The 14009-nt window shown below is 61.5% G+C and carries 14 protein-coding genes and 1 pseudogene; all 15 read right to left on the bottom strand.

The genetic code is table 11. The features are described 5' to 3' along the window. Positions 1-81 precede the first annotated feature (81 nt). Entirely contained in the window at positions 82-987 is a 906-nt protein-coding gene (locus DYL59_RS28800) for a PfkB family carbohydrate kinase (protein ID WP_135292193.1), read from the bottom strand. Next, positions 980-2445 (bottom strand): annotated as a pseudogene (locus DYL59_RS28795) (purine-cytosine permease family protein). Before DYL59_RS28795 ends, DYL59_RS28800 begins: the two are co-directional and overlap by 8 nt. A 172-nt stretch (positions 2446-2617) precedes the next feature. Beyond that, positions 2618-3619, bottom strand: coding sequence for an ADP-ribosylglycohydrolase family protein (locus DYL59_RS28790; RefSeq protein WP_135292192.1), 1002 nt, complete (start codon positions 3617-3619; stop codon positions 2618-2620). Continuing rightward, positions 3616-4329, bottom strand: coding sequence for a GntR family transcriptional regulator (locus tag DYL59_RS28785; protein WP_135292191.1), 714 nt, complete (start codon positions 4327-4329; stop codon positions 3616-3618). The genes DYL59_RS28790 and DYL59_RS28785 overlap by 4 nt, the downstream gene beginning before the upstream one ends. 70 nt (positions 4330-4399) lie before the next feature. After that, complete coding sequence (locus tag DYL59_RS28780) at positions 4400-4960, bottom strand: DUF1285 domain-containing protein (RefSeq protein WP_135292190.1); 561 nt, start codon at positions 4958-4960, stop codon at positions 4400-4402. Between the two features lie 18 nt (positions 4961-4978). After that, entirely contained in the window at positions 4979-5584 is a 606-nt protein-coding gene (locus tag DYL59_RS28775) for a DUF4823 domain-containing protein (protein ID WP_135292189.1), read from the bottom strand. A 204-nt stretch (positions 5585-5788) separates the two neighbouring features. Then, positions 5789-6757 carry a GTP 3',8-cyclase MoaA gene (locus DYL59_RS28770; RefSeq protein WP_135292188.1) on the bottom strand — a complete coding sequence of 323 codons (969 nt, stop codon included), beginning with the start codon at positions 6755-6757 and terminating at the stop codon, positions 5789-5791. 115 nt (positions 6758-6872) lie between these two features. Further along, the gene (locus DYL59_RS28765) at positions 6873-7526 is read right to left on the bottom strand and encodes a TetR/AcrR family transcriptional regulator (RefSeq protein WP_135292187.1); all 654 of its coding nucleotides are present in this window, start codon (positions 7524-7526) and stop codon (positions 6873-6875) included. Between the two features lie 428 nt (positions 7527-7954). After that, a complete protein-coding gene (locus tag DYL59_RS28760) occupies positions 7955-8740 on the bottom strand; it encodes a TatD family hydrolase (protein WP_135292186.1) in 786 nt (261 codons plus the stop codon). Between the two features lie 62 nt (positions 8741-8802). Next, positions 8803-9792 (bottom strand): DNA polymerase III subunit delta', encoded by a 990-nt coding sequence (locus tag DYL59_RS28755; protein WP_135292185.1) that lies wholly within the window; start codon positions 9790-9792, stop codon positions 8803-8805. After that, the gene (tmk, locus tag DYL59_RS28750; protein ID WP_135292184.1) at positions 9785-10417 is read right to left on the bottom strand and encodes a dTMP kinase; all 633 of its coding nucleotides are present in this window, start codon (positions 10415-10417) and stop codon (positions 9785-9787) included. The genes DYL59_RS28755 and tmk overlap by 8 nt, the downstream gene beginning before the upstream one ends. 19 nt (positions 10418-10436) lie before the next feature. Then, positions 10437-11546: an endolytic transglycosylase MltG gene (mltG, locus tag DYL59_RS28745; protein WP_135292183.1), complete on the bottom strand. Its 1110-nt coding sequence runs from the start codon at positions 11544-11546 to the stop codon at positions 10437-10439. 1 nt (position 11547) lies between these two features. Then, positions 11548-12363, bottom strand: a complete 816-nt coding sequence (gene pabC, locus DYL59_RS28740) for an aminodeoxychorismate lyase (protein ID WP_135292182.1) — start codon at positions 12361-12363, stop codon at positions 11548-11550. Beyond that, positions 12363-13607 (bottom strand): beta-ketoacyl-ACP synthase II, encoded by a 1245-nt coding sequence (fabF, locus tag DYL59_RS28735; RefSeq protein ID WP_135292181.1) that lies wholly within the window; start codon positions 13605-13607, stop codon positions 12363-12365. Before fabF ends, pabC begins: the two co-directional genes overlap by 1 nt. 110 nt (positions 13608-13717) lie before the next feature. After that, positions 13718-13954, bottom strand: coding sequence for an acyl carrier protein (gene acpP, locus DYL59_RS28730; RefSeq protein WP_003175607.1), 237 nt, complete (start codon positions 13952-13954; stop codon positions 13718-13720). Positions 13955-14009 lie beyond the last annotated feature (55 nt).

The following is a 14009-nucleotide window of genomic DNA, read 5'->3' as shown; positions in this document are numbered from 1 at the left end:
AAAGCGGTGTGTCAGCCAATACATATGCAAGCTGACCCACCGCTTTCGCGAGCAAGCCCGCTCCCACAGTAATGATCGAGTTTATTCAGTGAGTAGCGCGTCGACTTCACCAGTGCCGGGAGATGTCGCCGGGCCCCAGCGGGTCACCGCCAAGGCCGCTGCCGCATTGGCACGCCGGGCTGCATCAGTCGGTTTCAGGCCATTGGCCAACCCTGCAATAAACACCCCCGCATGGGCATCCCCCGCGCCGTTGCTGTCCACCGCTTTGACCTTGAAGCCCGGCACATGCTCGGCATTCACCCAGCAGCCATTGGACCCATCGCGCACCACCCGCAGTGCATCCTGCGGCAGATGGCTTTGCAACGCGCTCAGTGCCTCGGCCAGCGTACTCGCACCGGTGAATGCCAGGGCCTCCGGACCATTGCTGGTCCAGATATCGATACGCGGCAGCAACGTCGCCATCAGCGCCGAACCCGGCGCCTTGACCAACGGGCCCGGATCAAACACCACGCTGATCTCAGGGGGCAACGCCACAACCCAATCGAGCAGCGCCTGGGCCTTGCCGTCCAGCAACAGGCTATAACCGCTGACGTACACGTAGTCCCCCGGCTGCGAGGTCACGCGGGCCAAATCCTCGGCACTCAAGTCGCCTTCTGCCCCGAGATGGGAAATGAAGGTGCGCTCGGTGGTGGCCTCGGTCAGCGACACGCATAAGCCGGTGTCTTTGTCGGGGCTGGCCGCCTGGGCAATCTCCACGCCTTCTGCCTGCATCGCCGCGCGGGCCAGGTCGCCGAAACGGCCGTTGCCATGGCGGCCGAGGTACACCACCGGCAGGCCGTTGCGACGTGCAGCTGCCATCACGTTGAAGCCACCGCCCGCTTCGAAATTGGCCGATCGCGCCAGCACGTCACCGCCGCTTGCGGGCAAGGTGTCGAGGGCCATCACCAGGTCGATGATGACCTGGCCTGTGTGCAGCAATCTAGACATGGTGACGCTCTACCAAAGCCGGACGACGGTCAGTGGCGCCGCCCAGTACCCAATAAATCCCGCCAGCCACCAGGAAGGTAACGATCCAGCCCAGGCCATTGTGGCCCAGCCAGGAGTCGGACAACGGCCCGGCGAACCAGATATTGTCGGCAGTGGTGCCGATGGTGGTGAAGCTGAAACCCAGCACAATCGCCACCGCCCACGCGCCGAACGCGCGCCATTCCACACCGCCGCGGTACCAGTAGGCACTGCTTGGGCTTACGTCCAACAGGTCCGTGGGGCTGTAGTAGTGACGGTGGATCAGGTCAACCACGAAGATGCCCACCCATGCGGTGATCGGCACCGCCAACAGCGAGATAAAGGTGATGAAGGGGCCGTAGAAACTGTCGGCGATCAGCATGAAGTAGATCGAGCCGGCGAAGATCGCGACGATATCGACGATCACCGCATGCACGCGCTTGACCTTGAGGCCCAGGGTCAAGGGGTGAGGCCCGCCGAGTACACCGACAGGTTGTTCGACAGCAGCAGCCCGCCAAACGCGGTGATCAGGTATGGCACGGCCATCCAGGTCGGCAACATGTCGCGGATCGCGATGATCGGGTCGGTGGCCGAAGCCAGGTCGTTGTTACCCACCGACAGCAAACCACCGAGGGTGATCAGCAGCACCAGTGGAATGCCCGCACCAAAGGCGGCTGAAGCTACCAGGCGCACAGCCTTGACGCTGCGGTGCTGGTAACGCGACATGTCGGCCCCGGCGTTGGCCCAACCGATACCGGTGCCAGCGGCCATGGTGCCGACGCCGATGATCATCGCGCTCAGCGGAGCAGGCGTGGCGTTGAACACCGCGCTCCAGTCGATGGTGGCGCAGAGGAAACCGCCCACCAGGATGTTCAAGGCACCGAACACGTAGGTCGCCCACTTCTGGATGACCAGCAAGGTGGCATGCCCCAGGCCGGACACCGACAGGGTCAGCAGCACGAAAATCGCGATGAAGATCAGCGTCAGCACCGGCGCACTCTTGGCCTCGACGGCGGTGCCGAACAGGATCGAACACAACGACAGCAACACAAAGGCCGCAGTGGTGGTGTTGACGGTTTCCCAGCCCAGGCGCGACATCAGCGACACCAGCGTCGGCCCGATATTGCCGCGCACGCCAAAGATGGCGCGGGACAGGGTCAGGCTCGGCGCACGGCCACGCCGGCCGGCGATGGAGATGATGCCGACTACCGCAAATGAACCTGCGGCGCCGAGGATCGCGACGATGACCGCCTGCCAGATCGCCAGGCCGCGGAACGCCACCAATGTTGCGCCCAACGGCAAGCCGAGGATGCTGATATTGGCCGCGAACCACACCCAAAAGAGTTGCAGCGGGTGGCCGTTGCACTCGCCTTCAGGGACCGGTTCGATACCGCGTGTTTCCAATTGCCCAGCACTTTGGCCGGAAGAGGTGTTGCTCATGTGGGGGTGACTCCTGGTGCCGATATTGTTGTGGTTGTGGCAAATCTTCTATTCAACTCGGTCAAATGTGGGAGCGGGCTTGCTCGCGAATGCGATCTTTCAGTTGTTGCAGCAGTGACTGACACACCGCATTCGCGAGCAAGCCCGCTCCCACATTTTGGATAGGTGCCGGTCAGCGCAATTGGAGTAGCCCTTGCACTAGCGGCTCCAAGTCCAAACCATTGACGCGCTTGACCTGCTCGATCATCGCCTCGGGCCAGCACTGCATGCCCAGGCAGGCACCCAGCATCGCGCCAAGAATCGCGGCAATCGTGTCGGTATCGCCTCCCAGGCTGGCGGCCAGGCACAGGGCTTGAAAGGCATTCATTTCGCCCACGGCCACTTGCTGGGCCAGGGCAAACGACACCACCACCGACTCCTGGGACGCCACCGAGGTGCCGATCAGTTCGTAGAGCAAGTCGGCAAACAACGCCTGGTCACCGCTGCCCACGCTCAAGGTGCGGGCCCAACTGATACGCGTGGAAATGCGTCCGCCGGCGATCCAGTGGCCATGGCCTTCGGCCTGCTGGGCGATCTGGGTGCCAATGTTCAGGGCTTCGCCCAGGTCTGCGCCGTTGATGCCTGCCGAAACCACCGCCGCGACCGCCGCTGCGCTGGAGATGCCGAGGGTGGTGTTGTGGGTGACTTGGCAAGCCTGGATAACTGCCTGGATAAATCCGGCCGGGTCGCTGACGTCTGCAGCAATGCCCACCGGCGTGATGCGCATGGCCGCGCCATTGGTGGTGCCGTAGCGCCCGGATTCTTCGGGTGTGTGGCCGGCGAGAATCATGTCGATGGCGCGCTTGGTCGACGGCCCGAGCAAGTCCTGGGAACCCTTGGCGCGCATCACGGCTTCCCAGTCGATCAGGCGTTGGGCGAGCACGGTGGGTTCGATGCTGCCCTGGCCTTCGACCAGCAATTGGCCGACCAACACAGCCTGCTCGGTGTCATCGGTGATGGAGCCAGCGGGCATATTCGGCGCGATGGGTTGGTCGGCACCGGCATCTTCCAGTGCCGTGATTGCGCCGAAGCGTTCACGTACTTGCTCACGGCTCAGTGACTGCGTAGGCATGCCCAAGGCATCGCCCAAGGCCAGACCGTAAAAGGCGCCGAGTGCGCGTGTAGACGAGGTCATTTCGAATTCCCGAACTGGAGATGCAAGCGAAAGTGCAGAGGGTCGAGCAAGCTTTCGACATGCTCCATAAACCGCTCACGGCGGTCGTAGGTGGTGCGGGACGCCTTGAGGAACACCGTCCCCGCCGGGCGCCCCAGCAGTTGGGCGTCTTCATCGCTGAGGGGTTCAGCGCCGATCCACTGGTCACCTTCGGCACCGACATAGCCGTAGGCCGCCAGCGTGATGGTCAGCGAGTTGTCGATCAGGCCCACCTGGGGCAGGCTTTCCAGGCCGCCAGAGGCAGGCATCAGTGAACGTTCCAGGGAGACAGCAGTGCCATCGGGCGTGCGCCGACGGCGGTCCAGGGCGATGAATTGGTCGCTGCCGAAGCGGCTGCGCAGGTCCGGGCGGGTCACGGCTTCCAGGCGCAGGGTATCGGTGTTCACCAAGGCACCGGTATCGGCCAGGGCTTGTGCCCAACCGCTGCGCTGATCGAGCACCATCCCGTCAAAGGTGACGATGGAGCCGACCCCGCTTTGGGTCGCAATGTAATTGCGGCGCTTGAGTTCGGCCAGGGCTTCACGCAAGGTGCCGCGGCTGACCGCAAACTCCTCGGCCAATTGGTGCTCACCCGGCAGCAGGAAACCGTCGGCCATCACCCCGCCCTCGATACGGCGGATAAGCTCGTCGACGACGCGTTTTTTCTTATCAAATCGAACATGTCTAATCATGTACAAATTGATAACCGAAAGCGGTCGTGTGCAGCAAGCGAATTATTTCAGGGAAGTGAAAAGGTCGGCCTCAGGGCTCCAGGCCAATGCGGAAAAACTCCCCGCTGCTCCAGACGCCCAGCCAGTTCTGACCGTTGATCAGACGGCTCACCGCCAGCTCCACCAATTGGTAGAACACGTTGCGATGCACCAGGGCTTCAAGGTTGGTGCGCACTCGCAGATAGGGTGACGGCTCTTGGGTAACGGGGTCGATCACGACTCGCAGAGGGTGCTCCAGGCCGGCCTCAATCGACTCATCGACATTGGTGGTAAAACGCAGCAGTTGGTGTTCACCCTCCCCCTCCACTTCCAGGGTGACGGCGACAAAGGGCGCGTCATCGACACTGATGCCGACTTTTTCTACGGGAGTGACCAGGAAGTACTCATCGCCATCGCGGCGAATGATGTTGGAGAACAACTTGACCATGGGCTTACGCCCGATCGGCGTGCCTTGGTAGAACCAAGTGCCGTCGCGGGCAATGCGCATGTCGATATGGCCACAGAAGTCCGGGTTCCACAGGTGAACCGGCGCCGGCCCCTTGCCTTTGGGCAGTTGGGCCAACAGGTCATTGGCCTTGGCGGAATCGGTCATGGGGTTCTCCTCTGGCGTTTATTGATCCCCCATGCCCAGCAGGCTGCGGGCGTACTGCGCGAGGGGGCGGGCAATCAGGTCTTGCGGGCGGTTGTCGTGGAACGTCAGTAAACCGCCACGGCTGCGAATGCGCACAGTATCAATCAAATATTGGGTGCTGGTCTCGATCAACATCACCTGGATCACACCCGTGTCGAGCCCGACACGATCGAGGGCCTCCTGGTCGGCCCACTCGTCGGCGTTGCCGATGCGGTCATCGGCTGCCGCAAAACGGCAATACAGCAAGTAATGCGCGCCAGCGCCGCGAGCCTCGGCCATTGCCTGCTCCAGGCCCTCGGCCTGGCGGGCGCGGCGTACCATGGGGAAGTATTCGACGAAACCGTTGAAGGCCTCTTCGGCCACCACGTTGGGGCGCGGATAGGCGCTGCCCGGCGGCACGAAGGCACCCTGGGCGATAAAGATAAAGGAATCGGGCTGCACGCGGACCGAGTTGGTACGGCGCGTGTCGCTGTGGTCCAGCAGCCCGGCGTCACTCATCTGATAACGGGTGCCTTCGGCCATATCGCTGACGGTCATGCAACCTGTCAGGCCCAACGACGCCAGCAACAAAACCAGACTACGCATCCTATTCCTCCAGAAGCCGGTGACGGAAAACCGGCGAATGGGCGTGAGATGCAGAATCCGCGCCACTCACAAGCAACGCAGATCAAATGTGGGAGGGGGCTTGCCCCCGATGGCGGTGGGTCAGCTATAGATTGGTTGGCTGATACACCGCTATCGGGGGCAAGCCCTCTCCCACAGGGGATTTGTGTTGCCTGTCTTACCAGGTCAACCGCCAATGATCTTCATGATGGTGGCACCTCCTGAGAAAGCGACTTCCTGCTTGTCACCCAACGCTTTGACCAACAGCCCCTGCAACGCCGGCAACGCCTGATGGCGCGGCAGGTCCAGCAAATCGCCGACGTAGTGACGATTGCTCGACGACAAACAGCCATGCAGCCAGCCCGTGGACGACAAGCGCAACCGCGAACACGTGCGACAGAACGGCACGCTCTCATTGGCGATCACGCCGAAGTAGCCCTTGCCCGGCACTTCGTAGCGCACCGCCGTCGCATCCACAGGTGCATTGGCTTGCAGGTATTCGTGATGTTCGCCGATCAGGCTGAGCAGTTGCTGCAGGCTGACGAATTGCTGCAAAAACGCGTTGGAGTCCTTGGCCAGGTGGCCCATGCGCATCAACTCGATAAAACGCAATTCGTAGCCACGCTCCAAACAGTAATCGAGCAGTGGCATCACCTGGTCCAGGTTCTGGCCGCGTAAGGGCACCATATTGACCTTGATCTTGATGCCAGCGGCGCGGGCCTGGTCCATGCCATCAAGCACGGTGGCCAGGTCGCCGCCACGGGCGATGCTGCGGAAGGCGTCGGCGTCCAGGGTGTCGAGGGAGACGTTGATGCGCTTGATCCCGGCGTCCACCAGCAATGGCAGTTTGCGCGCCAGGAGTTGACCATTGGTGGTCAGGCTGATGTCACTGAGGCCCATCTGCCCCACGGCGCCCATGAAGGCTTCCAGCTTGGGACTGACCAGCGGTTCGCCGCCGGTGATGCGCAGGCGGTCGATACCGGCCGCCTCTATCAGGTAGGCCACGCCACGGGCCATGGCCTCGGCCGAAAGTTCGTCCTGGGCAGCCACCAGCCGCTTGCCGTTGGGCACGCAGTAGGTACACGCATAATTGCAGGCTGAGGTCAGGCTGATCCGCAAATTGCGAAAACGCCTGCCTTGACGATCAACGATCATGGATCACTCCGGCAGAGGATGGTTCTGGCGCGCTAAAAGCTGACCTATAAATCAACTTTTAGCAAGCGTCCTTGCCTGAGTATATTCCTGGGGTACTGCGCATTGCAGTAAATCCTCAGGTGGCGGGGATTTCGGCAGGGGGTGGCTCACTGCTGTGCTTGCGCTTGTTGCCCATGCGCACGCCAATGTCCATCAGGAATTGGAAGAAGCCTTCCTGGTCTTCCAGCACATTGCTCCAGAACGGCGAGTGGTACAGCGCCACGGCGCCGTGCACCAACGCCCAGGCGGCGCAGTAGTGGAAATACGGCGGTACGTCTTCCAGCTTGCCTTCGCTGATACGCCCCTTGATCAGCAGGGTCAGGCGTTCAAAGTTCGAGGCGCGGATCTTGTGCAGCTCCTCGACCATTTCCGGCACTTGGTGGCCCTTGACCACTTTCTCTTCAAGGCGGTCGAACAGCCGGTAGCGCTGCGGGTCACGCATGCGGAACTCGAAGTAGGCGCGGGACAGCGCTTCCTTGTCTTTGTCGACGTCGGCCGAATGCAGCAACTCGTTCAAATCGCGCTCGTAGTCGAGCATCAGGCGCAGGTAGATCTCGGCCTTGGACTTGAAGTGCTTATAGATCGTGCCTTTGCCGATACCCACGGCATCCGCGATCATCTCGACCGTGACGCTGTCTTCACCTTGTTCGAGGAACAGCTTGAGCGCGGTGTCGAGAATTTCCTGCTCACGGCGGCGAAACTCACGGACCTTACGGGGTTCTTTGTGCATAAGGAAAAGGTCTGCAGAGGAAAATGGAAGGGCGTTGCGCAACGCCACGGATGCGAGGCGATACGATTTGCCCGGTGCGAGGGATTATCCAGACTGAATGGTCGCTGAGCAACGCCTATGTGAACCCGCCACGCACTTTACTTTCAATATGCCAACGTTTTCATCGCTATCAGTCAGAAACAACACGCAACAACTAAGCCTGTGCACCTGCTTGATGAGAACTCAAGCGAAGCGCGCGTATTCCAAATCTGTTTAAAAAACGATCAGTCTCGACTGGACTGAATCAGATACTGATCAATACTTGAACTGTCGGCGTGACATCTCCCCCAAGTGACGCGCCGACCTGGGTACCAACGGACCGCGTACCCTTGTTTTACTCCTAATGGTCTTAGCCCGGATTCACCCCCCAGAACCCGGGTTTTTTTTGCCTAGGATTTGACGTGAGCCAACGGGAACAGCCGTTTGAAGTTCTCGGTAGTCTGCTCGGCAAAACGCTCAACGGACTCTCCACGCAGCATCGCCAGGTAATCGGCCACGTCACGCACGTACTCCGGCAAGTTCGGCTTGCCCCGATGAGGGATCGGCGCCAGGTACGGCGAATCGGTCTCCACCAGCAGGCGGTCGGCCGGCACTTGGCGGGCTACGTCGCGCAGGGCGTCGGCATTGCGGAAAGTGACGATGCCTGACAGGGAAATGTAGAAACCCAGGTCCAGGGCCGCCTTGGCCATGTCCCAGTCTTCAGTGAAACAATGCAGCACACCCGCCTGGGGCAGCGCCGCTTCGCGCAGCAGGGTCAAGGTGTCGGCACGGGCTCCACGGGTGTGAACGATGACCGGTTTGCCGGTTTGCTGAGCGGCTTGCAGGTGCAGGCGGAAAGACGCCTGCTGCAATTCGGCGGCTTCGGGTTCGTAGTGGTAATCCAGGCCGGTCTCGCCAATGGCCACCACGCGCGGGTGGTTGAGTTCGCCCAACAACCAGTCCAGGGCCGGGGCTTCGCCAGACTTGAGGTCCAGCGGGTGGATGCCTACCGAACAATCCACATCGGCATAACGCTCGGCCAGGGCTTTGACGTCGGCGGCGTTTTCGGCGCTGACGCCAATGCACAGGAAGTGCCCTACCCCACGCTGGCGCGCAGCGTCGAGGGCGGCATCGAGGGAACCGGCGTGCTGGGCCAGGTCAAGGCGATCAAGATGGCAATGGGAATCTACGAGCATAGGAAGTTACAACTTTAATCACGGAAAGTGTCTGGCCCACACTACACCGTGGGCCACTGGAATTAACGGCGACCGAGCAAACCCACCCACTGCACCAGCAGCGCTTCGAGCAGCAGCACGCGGTTGAGGTTGGCCTTGCCGAGCACTTTCTGGCGTTGGGCGAGGATCCAGTCCTGGATATTCAGCACCTTGTCCTGGGCGCTTTTCTGCGCCAGGTACTGCACCACTTTGCGCATGTCCGGCAGGCCCAGGCCGTTTTCGTCCTGGGTCAACTGGTAGCGCAGGATCAGGCTGGACCAGTCGCAGAACCAGTCGAACAGCAGCAGCAGCGGAATATCCTTCCAGGCAGTTTCAGCCAGTTGAGTGGCAGACAGTTCCTGCTTGAGCAGTTTCTTCACGCCGTCCACCACCAGCGCCCGTTGTTCACGAACGCCCTGGGCTTGCAGCTTTACGGCAGCCAGGGGCGAGCCGGCGGCCAGGGTGAGTAACTCGGCACGCTCTTGCGCGTTGCATTCGGGCAATGCCTGCGCCAACCACTCAAGGCTCATGGCCTCGCTTGGCAACGGGCAGGCCTGCTGCACGCAGCGGCTGCGGATGGTCGGCAGCAAACGGCTGGACTGATGGCTCACCAGCAACAGCACGGTATCGCCGGAGGGTTCTTCCAGGCTCTTGAGCAAGGCGTTGGCAGCGTTGATGTTCATCGCCTCCACCGGTTCGATCAAAACCACTTTGCGCCCGCCCATCTGCGCGGTCTGCACCACGAAGCTGACGAGGTCACGTACCTGGTCGACCTTGATCGCCTTGTCGGCTTCCTCGGGCTCCAGCAGGTAGTTGTCCGGATGGCTACCGGCCTTGAGCAACAGGCAGGACTTGCATTCGCCACAGGCTTCCAGATTGACCGGTCGCTGGCACAGCAGGCTGGCCATCAGGCGTTCGGCAAGCGCGCGCTTGCCAATGCCAATCGGCCCGTGCAACAGGTAGGCGTGGGCATGCTGGGCACGGCCGGCCAACTGCTGCCAGAGGCTGTCCTGCCACGGGTAGGCTTCAGCCACGGGCGCGCTCCAGTAATGCCGGTAGCAGCGCATCAATGGCGCGTTGCACCTGGGCCAATGGCTGGGCAGCGTCCAATACGTGATAGCGCGCAGGCTCAGCGGTGGCCCGCTTAAGGAACGCAGTGCGCACAGCGTCGAAGAACGCCTGGCCTTCCAGTTCGAAACGATCCAGACGGCCACGGGCGCTGGCGCGGGCCATGCCGACCTCCACCGGCAAGTCGAACAGCAGGGTCAGGTCCGGGCGCAGATTGCCCTGGACGAAGGTTTCCAGGCTGGCGATGCGCTCCAGGGACAAGCCTCGGCCACCGCCCTGGTAGGCGTAGGTGGAGTCGGTGAACCGGTCGCAAATCACCACGGCACCGCGAGCCAGGGCTGGGCGAATCACCTCAGCCAGATGCTGGGCACGAGCGGCGAATACCAGCAGCAACTCAGTGTCCGGGTTCATCTGTTCTTCGCCCGGAGCCAGCAGCACCTCGCGGATACGCTCGGCCAGCGGCGTGCCGCCAGGCTCGCGGGTGAGCACCACTTCGATGCCTTCGTCACGCAAACGCGCGGCGAGGTAATCGCGGTTGGTGCTCTTGCCGGCGCCTTCAGGGCCTTCCAGGGTAATAAACAAGCCAGTCACAGGCAGTCCTTAGTCAGAATTATTGCGGGCTTTGCGGCGCGTCGGTTTGCGGCGCGGGCTCGGCCGGTGGTGCGGCGTCTTCCGATGGCTTGACCACCGGTGCCGGGCTGGAGCGGTAATCGGCACGGCGCTTGAGCTGAAACTCGCGCACGGCGGCATTATGCGCATCCAGGTCATCGGAGAAAATATGGCTGCCATCGCCTCGGGCGACGAAATACAGGCTGCTGCCCGGCACCGGATTGAGCGCGGCATGGATCGCCTCGCGGCCGACCATGGCGATGGGCGTCGGTGGCAGCCCGGCAATCATGTAGGTGTTGTAAGGCGTTGCCTCCTTGAGGTGGGCACGGGTCAGCTTGCCGTTGTAGCGCTCACCCAGGCCGTAGATCACCGTAGGGTCGGTTTGCAGCAGCATGCCGATCTTCAGGCGACGCACGAACACGCCGGCAATTTGCCCACGCTCCTCGGGAACACCTGTCTCTTTCTCCACCAGGGAAGCCATGATCAGCGCCTGGTAGGGATCGGTGTACGGCGCATCGGCAGCACGCTTGCTCCACTCCTGGGCGAGCACATCGTCCAGGCGGTTGTAGGCTTTTTTCAGGAATTCCACATCGGTCATGCCCCGTACGAAGCGGTACGTATCGGGGAAGAAGCGCCCTTCCGGAAACACGCCAGGGTGACCGAGCTTGTCCATGACGTCACTGTCACTGAGGCCCGAGAGGGTTTGCACGATCTTTTCATGCTTGGCCAGGGCCGAACGCACCTGGCGGAAATTCCAGCCTTCCACCAGGGTCAGGCTGTATTGCACCACTTCGCCGCGCTGCCACAGCCCGATCAGGCCCTGCGCCGTCATGCCGGGAGTCATGCGGTATTCACCGCTGTGCAACGGCTGGCCGTCAAGATTGAAACGCCAGTACAAGCGCAGCCAGAAGGCGCCGTCGATCACACCGTCGGCCTCCAGGCGATTGAATGTACCGGTGGGTGTGGCACCCGCAGGAACGTCGAGCAATTGCTCTTCGGTCAGGTTCAGGGGCTGCTTGAGCGCAGAATCGTATTTCCAGGCGCCATAGCCCAACAGCAACGCCGCCGAGAGCAGAACGACCAGCAGCAGTACAACCAGTTTTCGTATCAACTCAAATCCCTAATAGCGCGCGAACAATGCCCTGCAGTTTACGGGTGAGCGGCCCAACCGACCAGCTTATCGCAGCGCACCCACGCACCGGCCAAATGCCATAAACGCTATTGCACACAAAGACTTCATCAGCCTGCTGCAACTGCTCAAGACTGATGTCAGCCACGGCCACCGGGATGCCCAGGGTTTGCGCCTGGGCCAGGATCTCGGCGCGCATCACCCCGGCGACGCCGCATCGGGTCAGATCGGCGGTTAGTAACAAGCCGTTGCGCACCAGGAACAGGTTGCTGAATACGCCTTCGATAACCCGGCCGGACAGATCCAGCATCAAGCCTTCAGCGTGCTCGGCATCTTGCCATTCTGCGCGGGCGATCACTTGTTCCAGGCGATTGAGGTGCTTGAGACCTGCCAGCAACGGCTGCTCGGCCAAGCGGGTGGCGCACGGAAACAGGCGGATGCCTTCGCTTCCATGGGCCAGGGGATAGGTGGCAGGCGCGCTGCCCTGCAGGATACGGCGCACCGGGGCGCCAGGGTTGATGCCATAGCCGCGCAGGCTGTCGCCGCGGGTGAGGATCAACTTGAGCACACCGTCACCGAGGACGGCGGCATAGGCCAGCACTTCGCTGCGGATCAATGCGTGGTCCGCAACGAGCGCCAAACGCCTGCAACCCTCTTGGAGGCGTTGCAGGTGACGTTCAAGCAGCACGGGCTGCCCGGCCTTGACGGCGATGGTTTCGAAGAGCCCATCGCCATATGCCAGGCCGCGATCTTTCAGGGGCACGCTGCCCTCTGGTTGACCGTCAACCCAGCTGTCCATCACTCGGCGAACCGGCGGAACACCAGGGAACCGTTGGTGCCACCAAAGCCGAACGAGTTGGAAATCGCCACGTCGATCGGCATCGGTTGCGCTTCGTGAGGCACGAAGTTCAGGTCGCAGCCTTCGTCCGGCTCATCCAGGTTGATGGTCGGCGGCGCGACCTGGTCCTTGATGGCCATCACACTGAAGATCGCCTCGACCGCGCCCGCGGCACCCAACAGGTGACCCGTCATGGACTTGGTGGAGCTGACCGCCAGGTTGTAGGCGTGCTCACCGAATACCGACTTGATGGCTTCGGCTTCCGCCAGGTCGCCCGTGGGCGTGGAAGTGCCGTGGGCGTTGATGTACTGCACCTGGTCGGGATTGACCTTGGCATCGCGCAGGGCGTTGGTGATGCAACGCGCAGCACCGGCACCGTCGGACGGCGGCGAGGTCATGTGGTAGGCGTCACCGCTCATGCCAAAGCCGATCAGCTCGGCGTAGATGGTGGCACCACGCGCCTTGGCGTGCTCCAACTCTTCCAGCACCAGCGCGCCGGCGCCATCAGACAGGACGAAACCGTCACGGCCCTTGTCCCACGGACGGCTGGCACGGGTCGGTTCGTCGTTGCGGGTCGACAACGCACGGGATGCGCCGAAGCCGCCCATGCCCAGGCCGCAGGCTGCCATTTCGGCGCCGCCGGCGATCATCACGTCGGCTTCGTCGTAGGCGATATTGCGCGCCGCCATGCCGATGCAATGCGTACCGGTGGTGCACGCCGTGGCGATCGCGTAGTTAGGCCCCTGTGCGCCGAGGTGGATGGACAGGAACCCGGAAATCATATTGATGATCGAGCCCGGCACGAAGAACGGTGAAATTCGACGGGGGCCAGTATCGTGCAGGATGCGGCTGGTTTCTTCGATATTGGTCAAGCCACCAATACCCGAACCCATGGCCACGCCAATGCGGTCACGGTTGGCATCGGTGACTTCCAGGCCAGCGTTACGCACTGCCTGAAAACCGGCTGCCAGGCCGTATTGAATGAACAGGTCGAGCTTGCGGGACTCTTTGATCGAGAGATATTCCTCGACATTGAAGCCCTTTACCGAGCCGCCAAAACGGGTGGAATAGGCAGAAAGGTCCGTGTGTTCGATCAGACCAATACCACTGCGGCCAGCCAGAATGCCCTGCCAACTGCTCGGCACATCCGTACCCAGTGGCGACAACATACCCATACCGGTGACTACGACGCGTCTACGCGACACAGCACTCTCCTTTTTCTAATGACGACACTTTTGCTTTGGAGCTAAAGAAAAAACCGCACGCTGTAACAGCAGTGCGGTTTTTCCCAACAGCAAGCGACGACTAAAAACTATTACGCCTGGTGGCTAGTAACGTAGTCGATAGCAGCTTGAACAGTAGTGATTTTTTCAGCTTCTTCGTCCGGGATTTCGGTCTCGAATTCCTCTTCCAGAGCCATCACCAGCTCAACGGTGTCAAGGGAATCGGCACCCAGGTCTTCAACGAAGGAAGCAGTGTTTACCACTTCTTCTTCTTTAACGCCCAGTTGCTCGGCAACGATTTTCTTGACGCGCTCTTCGATGGTGCTCATACCTTGTTTAACTCCTAATGGACAAATTCAGGCAGCTGGCCAGTGGGTAAGTGTA

The organism is Pseudomonas kairouanensis, assembly GCF_004682055.1.
Taxonomy (GTDB): Bacteria; Pseudomonadota; Gammaproteobacteria; order Pseudomonadales; family Pseudomonadaceae; genus Aquipseudomonas; species Aquipseudomonas kairouanensis.
Note: the sequence above shows the minus strand (reverse complement) of the source record. Positions and strands in the feature narration are given on the sequence as shown.